The sequence below is a fragment of the Pradoshia sp. genome, from assembly GCF_051873915.1.
Lineage (GTDB): Bacteria > Bacillota > Bacilli > Bacillales > Pradoshiaceae > Pradoshia.
This window is the reverse complement of record NZ_JBJEFJ010000172.1, coordinates 1-6,227: the sequence shown is the minus strand read 5'-3', so window position 1 is coordinate 6,227 and position 6,227 is coordinate 1. Positions and strand designations below refer to the sequence as shown.

The following is a 6,227-nucleotide window of genomic DNA, read 5'->3' as shown; positions in this document are numbered from 1 at the left end:
ATTAATACAAGCGTTTAAATGCGGAAAAATGTTTCTTGTAATAGGAATTATCTAAGCTGACAATCCTCACACCGCTGTTATCTGCATTGATGAACTGATTATTCCCGATATAAATACCTAAGTGGGAGATTCCCTTCTTATATGTATTTTCAAAGAATACGAGGTCACCAGGCTTTGGTGTATTCACATAATAGGAACGGTCATAATAGCCCTGGGCAGAATGACGGCCCATCTTATAACCAGCTTTATTGTATACATAATAGATGAAACCGCTGCAGTCGAATCCATTGATCGTTGTTCCGCCGAATACATACTTAATGCCAATTAGCTTCTTGCTTTCGGTTATGAGCTTGTTGACAAAGGCGCTCGATCCGCTCGATACCTCCTCTTTCGCAGGAGTGCTCGGTTTTGTAGACGGATTGGATGTCGTGCCAGCAGAGAGCTTGAGCTTCTGTCCGACATAGATCCTGTCTGATTTCAGGTTATTCAAGGATTTAATGGAGGAGACGCTCATTCCATACGCCTTCCCGATGCCGCTCAGTGTATCACCGCTCTTCACGGTGTAGGTTGCTGTGCTGCCGCTTTTCGGCGGAGTGTTCTGCTTTGGCGGGTTATTCTTCACGGGCGTGCTTGTTGATTGTCCGGATACCTTCAATACTTGTCTAGGATAGATCATTGTGTTCTTTAAATTATTCCAGGCAATAAGATTATTGACAGTGACCTTATGCTTGGAGGCAATCTTGGAGAGACTGTCCCCGGCAACGACCGTATAGGTCTTAGCTGAACTGGATGAGCCTGAGCCGGTGTTGGCCTGCTTGTCCGGTTTAACTGCTGCCTTATTGTCAAGACGAAGAACTTGGTTCGGATAGATGAGATCAGACTTTAGATTATTTAATTTCTTCAATGCTGCAACAGTGGTTCCGCTCTTATTAGCTATGGCTGATAGTGTATCGCCTTTTTTGATTGTGTAGGTTAGGGAATCAGCGGAAGCGGAACCGGCGTATGAAGTTGCCATAACGGCAACGGCAGCAAATGCGACTGCTTGTTTCTTCATTTCTACGACTTCGCTCCTTTCGGGAATTGTCTCCTATATTATAGTAACACAGGTAAAATATTGATAAAACATATTTCTACAGTAATGCGTAAAAAGTATCATGTTATTACTCTAATAGAATGGTAAAATAAAGGAAAATAGGTATTATATTGGAGATGAAGCTACTTGAAAAGACTTATTTCCCTTATCGTGGCGCTGATTTTCTTGTTCGTGAGTCCAATGGCACATCTGTCATCAGCAGAATCTGTCGAAAGGTCTGTCAATGAGACTTCAGGCAGGGTTATCGTAAAGATGCAGAGCTTCCAAGGGATTACTCGCCTGCTGAAGGCTGGTGCGACCGTCCTAGCTGAGAAGGAGAAACTCGTCTCTCTTAAAAAACCAGTCAATCAATCGATGTCTGCCTTTTTGAAAGAATTAGAGAAACGTCCGGGTGTTCTTTATGCAGAGCCTGATTACAAGCTGACCCGCAGTGTGATCCCGAATGATGTGAAATATCGTGAACAATGGCATCATCAGACCATTCAGAGTGAGAGAGCCTGGGATGTCACGATGGGCAGCAATCAAACGATTGTCGCTGTCATTGATGACGGAATGGATATGAAGCATCCTGACCTCAAAAATAATATCGTCAAACCATATAATGTTTTAACGAAAAATGCCAAAATTCCTGTCGGAGAGCATGGAACCCATGTCGGCGGAATCATTGCGGCAAGTGCCAATAATCGCATTGGAGGGTCTGGTGTAGCGCCAGGTGTCAAGGTCATGCCGATTAATGTCTTCGAGGATGACGTGGCCTATATATCAGAAATCATTCAAGGAATCGAATATGCCGTCAAAAACGGGGCAGATATCCTGAATATGAGCTTAGGGATGGAGTTCTATTCCAGAGCTCTTAATGAGGCAGTCCAAGCCGCCCACAAAAAGGGAACGGTCATCATAGCCGCAGCGGGCAATACAGGCAGCTATATGATTAATTACCCTGCTGGCTATCAGAATGTCATCTCTGTCGGAGCAACGACCCAATATGATGTGATGGCTCGTTACTCCAATTACGGCAAAACCGTCGATATACTAGCACCCGGTACGGATGTACTGTCGACTCTTCCAAACGGAAAATACGGGGCCTATTCCGGTACCTCAATGGCCTCACCGGTCGTAGCCGGCGTCGCTGCGCTCATTTGGTCAAAGGAGCCGAAGCTGACGAATGCTCAAGTCGAATATCGGCTTTTACAAACTGCCGCCAAGCTGAAGAACCCACGGACCGGAAAGCTGTATGAATACCCGCGGGTCGATGCAGCTAAGGCACTGAAGTATCGCCTGCTTGCCTCACCGAAGGTAACGGATATCACGGACAAGCATTCAAAGGTGAGTCTGAGCTATTCAAGCGCATTCCGCGGGACCATTTCTGTCACCGCTAATGGCAAAACGGTGAAGAAAGCCGTTAACCATGGCACTGCTTTTAAAACGGCAATCGAGATAGGGAAACAAGCTGCAGGAAGAAAAATCACCATCAAGCTCATCGATCGTGAAGGAAATGAAAGCTGGCCGGTGACGAAAACCGTCAAGGATGTGACAGCACCGAATGCGCCGAAGGTCCAAGCTGTGGCTGATAATAGCACCGCCATTTCCGGAACGGCTGAAGCCGCCTCGCTCATCACCGTAAAAAAAGGCAAAACAACGGTTGTGAGCGGCAAGGCGGATAAAGCGGGCAAGTTCACCCTAAAGCTGAAATCAAAGCAAAAGGCCGGTACTGCCTTAACGGTCACAGCGGCTGACCAAGCAAAGAATGTCAGTAAGGCAGCGAAAGTCGTCGTAAAGGATAAGACTCCCCCTGCATTAGCGCAAATCAGCAAAATTACGGCGTCCACGACAAAGGTAACCGGCAAGACGGAAGCAAGGGCAAAGGTCATCTTGAAGGTTGGAGGCAAGTCTATAGCCAAAACGGTTAAAGCCGGCAAGGATGGCAAGTTCTCTGTGAAGATCAGTAAACAAAAAGCCGGCACAACCATTCACCTATACTTAACAGATGAGGCGGGCAACCAAAGCAAAGCAATTAAGCGAAAAGTTCTAAAAAAATAGAATAGTAATATTTGTAAATATGACCTATAATTATGTAATAGAATGTCATTATTCAGGGGGATATGTAATGAAACAGAAATGGTTGTTGCTAGTTGTGGGATTGATGCTGTTTACGTACTTGAAGCCGGCAGTTGGATTTGCCGTAACAGACGAAGCTGCACTGAAGGCATTTGTTCAGGAAGAGGGCTTCACAAGTGTAGAGGAGTTTGAGGACTTTTATGAATATTATTTTCTAGAAGAGCTTTCTGACGTCAAGACAGTGGATGAACTGAAAGAAATTCTTGGAGCGAGGATTACGAATAAGAATGTCGAAGAGCTGATTGTTTCCTATGGATATGGGAGCAAGCAGGAGCTGATCGATGAATTGATTGAGTATGGCGACATGGAAGAGGGCAGTACATTAGAAGAGACCTTCATTTATATCAATGCGCTTGATATGCATCTCGATTATTACCAATCTCCAGATCTGACGCCAATCACAGATGAGAATTTGCAGGCGCTTCTCGATGATTACGAAATCACGCGCGAAGAGCTGAATGCCATCTTGGATGAGATGGGTGAAAGCTTAGCAAACTTTACGTATATTGAAGATTTGGATTTATTCTTAATGGATTATTTTTATGACGATGAAGAATTTATGGAAGATTTGCTCAGTGAAATTGCCGGCGACTTCGCAGAAATTGGTCTTACTGAAGAAGAATTAGAGAGACTGTTTGAGCATTTCATGCGTATAGCGGAGGAAGACGAGACGATTCTTGACCGTCTGTTCGCTCTTGAGGACCGCGTCAATCAATTGCCTGACTTCGAGAGTTCTGATGACCTGACAGAAGCGCAAATGAATGAAATCGTGTCTGTTTTTAACGAAATCTTGAATATCTTCCAGTTGAATGCGAAGTATTATCTTGTCAAAGGGGATTCTAAGCAGCCAATCACCTTAAACGAGCTGATGCACCTCGAAACGACTAATGACGCGGACCTGCTTATCGAGCTGTATAATCTTCAAGGTGAATTCCTTGCAGACCTGCTCTTCACAGCAGAGCTCTTCGGTTCTGACGTCATTAAAGGAGAGGTCGGCAAGGTAATCAAACCAATCACCGAAGTGAAAGAAGAAAAGAAAAATCCGGTCAAGAAGCCAGTTAAAACGGTAAAACCAGTAAAGAAGGTAACGAAAACGGAAAACGGCGGTAAATTGCCTAATACAGCCGGCAACTACACAGAAGGCATTCTGCTTGGCGCTGCCATCGCTGGTCTTGGAGCAGGCATGCTTGTCTATCGTAAAAGGAAGTCCGCTTAAATGAGCAAAGCCAGATTAACCCTAGTGTTGTCCATCTTGCTCATCCTCACGGGACTTGGTCTGGTCGTCAAAAATAGCATACCCTTCTTTGTACAGGCTGATGTGCCTGAGGTGAAAGTAAAGGAAGAAAAGCCTGAGCCAAAAGAGGCACCGAAAGAAGCCGAACAAGAAGAACTGTACAGTGAATATCCGGGCATGGGAGAGACGTTCGGTGAATTGATTATCCCGAAGATCTCTGCCAGCCTGCCGATTGTCGAGGGAACGGATGAGGACGAGCTTGAGAGGGGCGTCGGCCATTATGCAAACAGCGTCCTTCCAGGGGAGAAGGATAACTCGGTTCTCTCAGGACACCGTGATACCGTCTTTCGCCGGCTTGGCGAGGTCGGGGTCGGTGATAAGCTCGTGGTGAAAACCACGGCGGGGAAATTTACGTATAAGGTAAGGCAGGTGCGGATTGTCGATGCGGATGACCGCACCGTCATCGTACCAAAGCCGCGCGCTACCTTGACCGTCACTACCTGCTATCCCTTTGACTATATTGGGGATGCACCGGACCGGTACATTCTGGTAGCTACATTAATAGATGAATAAGAGAAAGAGCCACTTAATCATGATGTTTAAGTGGTTTTTCTTATAGGCATGGGAATAACAAGTTATTCTGAAGTAAAAAAAAAATTTACGGGGCGTGCGAAAAGGGGTAGAATGGATACTGATACTAAGGAATCAAACAAAAACCTTTTTACTATAGAATAAAGGAGAACAATATGCAAAACAGGCAGGCAGAACGCATTAAAAGGCGTAAAAAGATAAGAAGACGTCGAATCGTAGCATTTATTGTATTACCTATCTTAACGCTCATCTTAGCCGTTGGTGGATACGCTGCATACCTATACTATACAGCATCAGATGTTTTAAAGGATTCCTATGATGGTTCAACCGTTAGCGAGCGCGCTGTAAACCCGGCAGATGACAATGTATCCGTTCTATTCATGGGTGTCGATGACAGTGATGTCCGTAACAGCGGAAAGGGCTCACGTACTGACGCATTATTGCTTGCCACATTCAATGATGATGACAAGACCGTCAAATTGTTAAGTATCCCGCGTGACTCCTATGTATACATCCCTGACAAGGGTACGTACTCGAAGATTACCCATGCCCACGCATACGGCGGAGTGGAATACACTATTAACACTGTCGAGAACCTTCTCCAAGTCCCAGTAGACTATTATGTCAAAATGAATTTCAATGCATTTGTTGATGTTGTTGATGCCCTTGGCGGAATCACAGTGGATGTTCCATATACATTCTCTGAGCAAAACTCCAAAGACAAAGCAGGTGCCATCACAATTGAGGAAGGCACACAAACACTTGACGGAGAAGAAGCACTCGCCTTCGCCCGTACAAGAAAGAAAGACAGTGATATCGAACGCGGAAAACGCCAGCAACAGCTCATTCAAGCTATTGTAGAAAAAGCTTCATCCGCTTCATCCATCACGAAATATGCCAATGTCATCCAAGGCATCGGCAAAAATATGAAAACAAACATGACCTTCGCTGAAATGAAAGGCTTCACGAACTACGTCATGGCAAGTGATCTAAGCATCGAATCACTCAATCTCAAGGGCTCAGATTCCTACATCAACAACGTATACTACTACCAGCTTGATGAAGCCAACCTAGCCTCTACGATTGAAGAGCTGCAAGTCCACATGGATGTAAACAAAACAGCTGATTCCAGCACAGATACTTCTGCAACAGACGAATACGCTGGCAGCAGCGAGATTGAATAAAATAGAT

Annotated in this window: 5 protein-coding genes; 4 read left to right on the top strand and 1 reads right to left on the bottom strand. The window is 45.1% G+C overall.

Annotation, left to right across the window (positions count from 1 at the left end):
- Position 1: 1 nt before the first annotated feature.
- Positions 2 to 1,054, bottom strand: a complete 1,053-nt coding sequence (locus ACI35L_RS14940) for a LysM peptidoglycan-binding domain-containing protein (protein WP_439803208.1) — start codon at positions 1,052 to 1,054, stop codon at positions 2 to 4.
- A gap of 165 nt (positions 1,055 to 1,219) precedes the next feature.
- Between ACI35L_RS14940 and ACI35L_RS14935 the strand changes: the two genes are divergently transcribed.
- The 4 genes from ACI35L_RS14935 to ACI35L_RS14920 all read left to right on the top strand — a co-directional run bounded on the left by ACI35L_RS14935 (position 1,220) and on the right by ACI35L_RS14920 (position 6,220).
- On the top strand, positions 1,220 to 3,133 hold the full coding sequence (locus tag ACI35L_RS14935; protein ID WP_439803207.1) for a S8 family serine peptidase: 1,914 nt from the start codon (positions 1,220 to 1,222) through the stop codon (positions 3,131 to 3,133).
- 67 nt (positions 3,134 to 3,200) lie between these two features.
- Entirely contained in the window at positions 3,201 to 4,427 is a 1,227-nt protein-coding gene (locus tag ACI35L_RS14930; protein ID WP_439803206.1) for a processed acidic surface protein, read from the top strand.
- Positions 4,428 to 5,018 carry a class D sortase gene (locus ACI35L_RS14925; protein ID WP_049669395.1) on the top strand — a complete coding sequence of 197 codons (591 nt, stop codon included), beginning with the start codon at positions 4,428 to 4,430 and terminating at the stop codon, positions 5,016 to 5,018.
- Positions 5,019 to 5,191: 173 nt separating this feature from the next.
- On the top strand, positions 5,192 to 6,220 hold the full coding sequence (locus tag ACI35L_RS14920; protein WP_439803205.1) for an LCP family protein: 1,029 nt from the start codon (positions 5,192 to 5,194) through the stop codon (positions 6,218 to 6,220).
- Positions 6,221 to 6,227 lie beyond the last annotated feature (7 nt).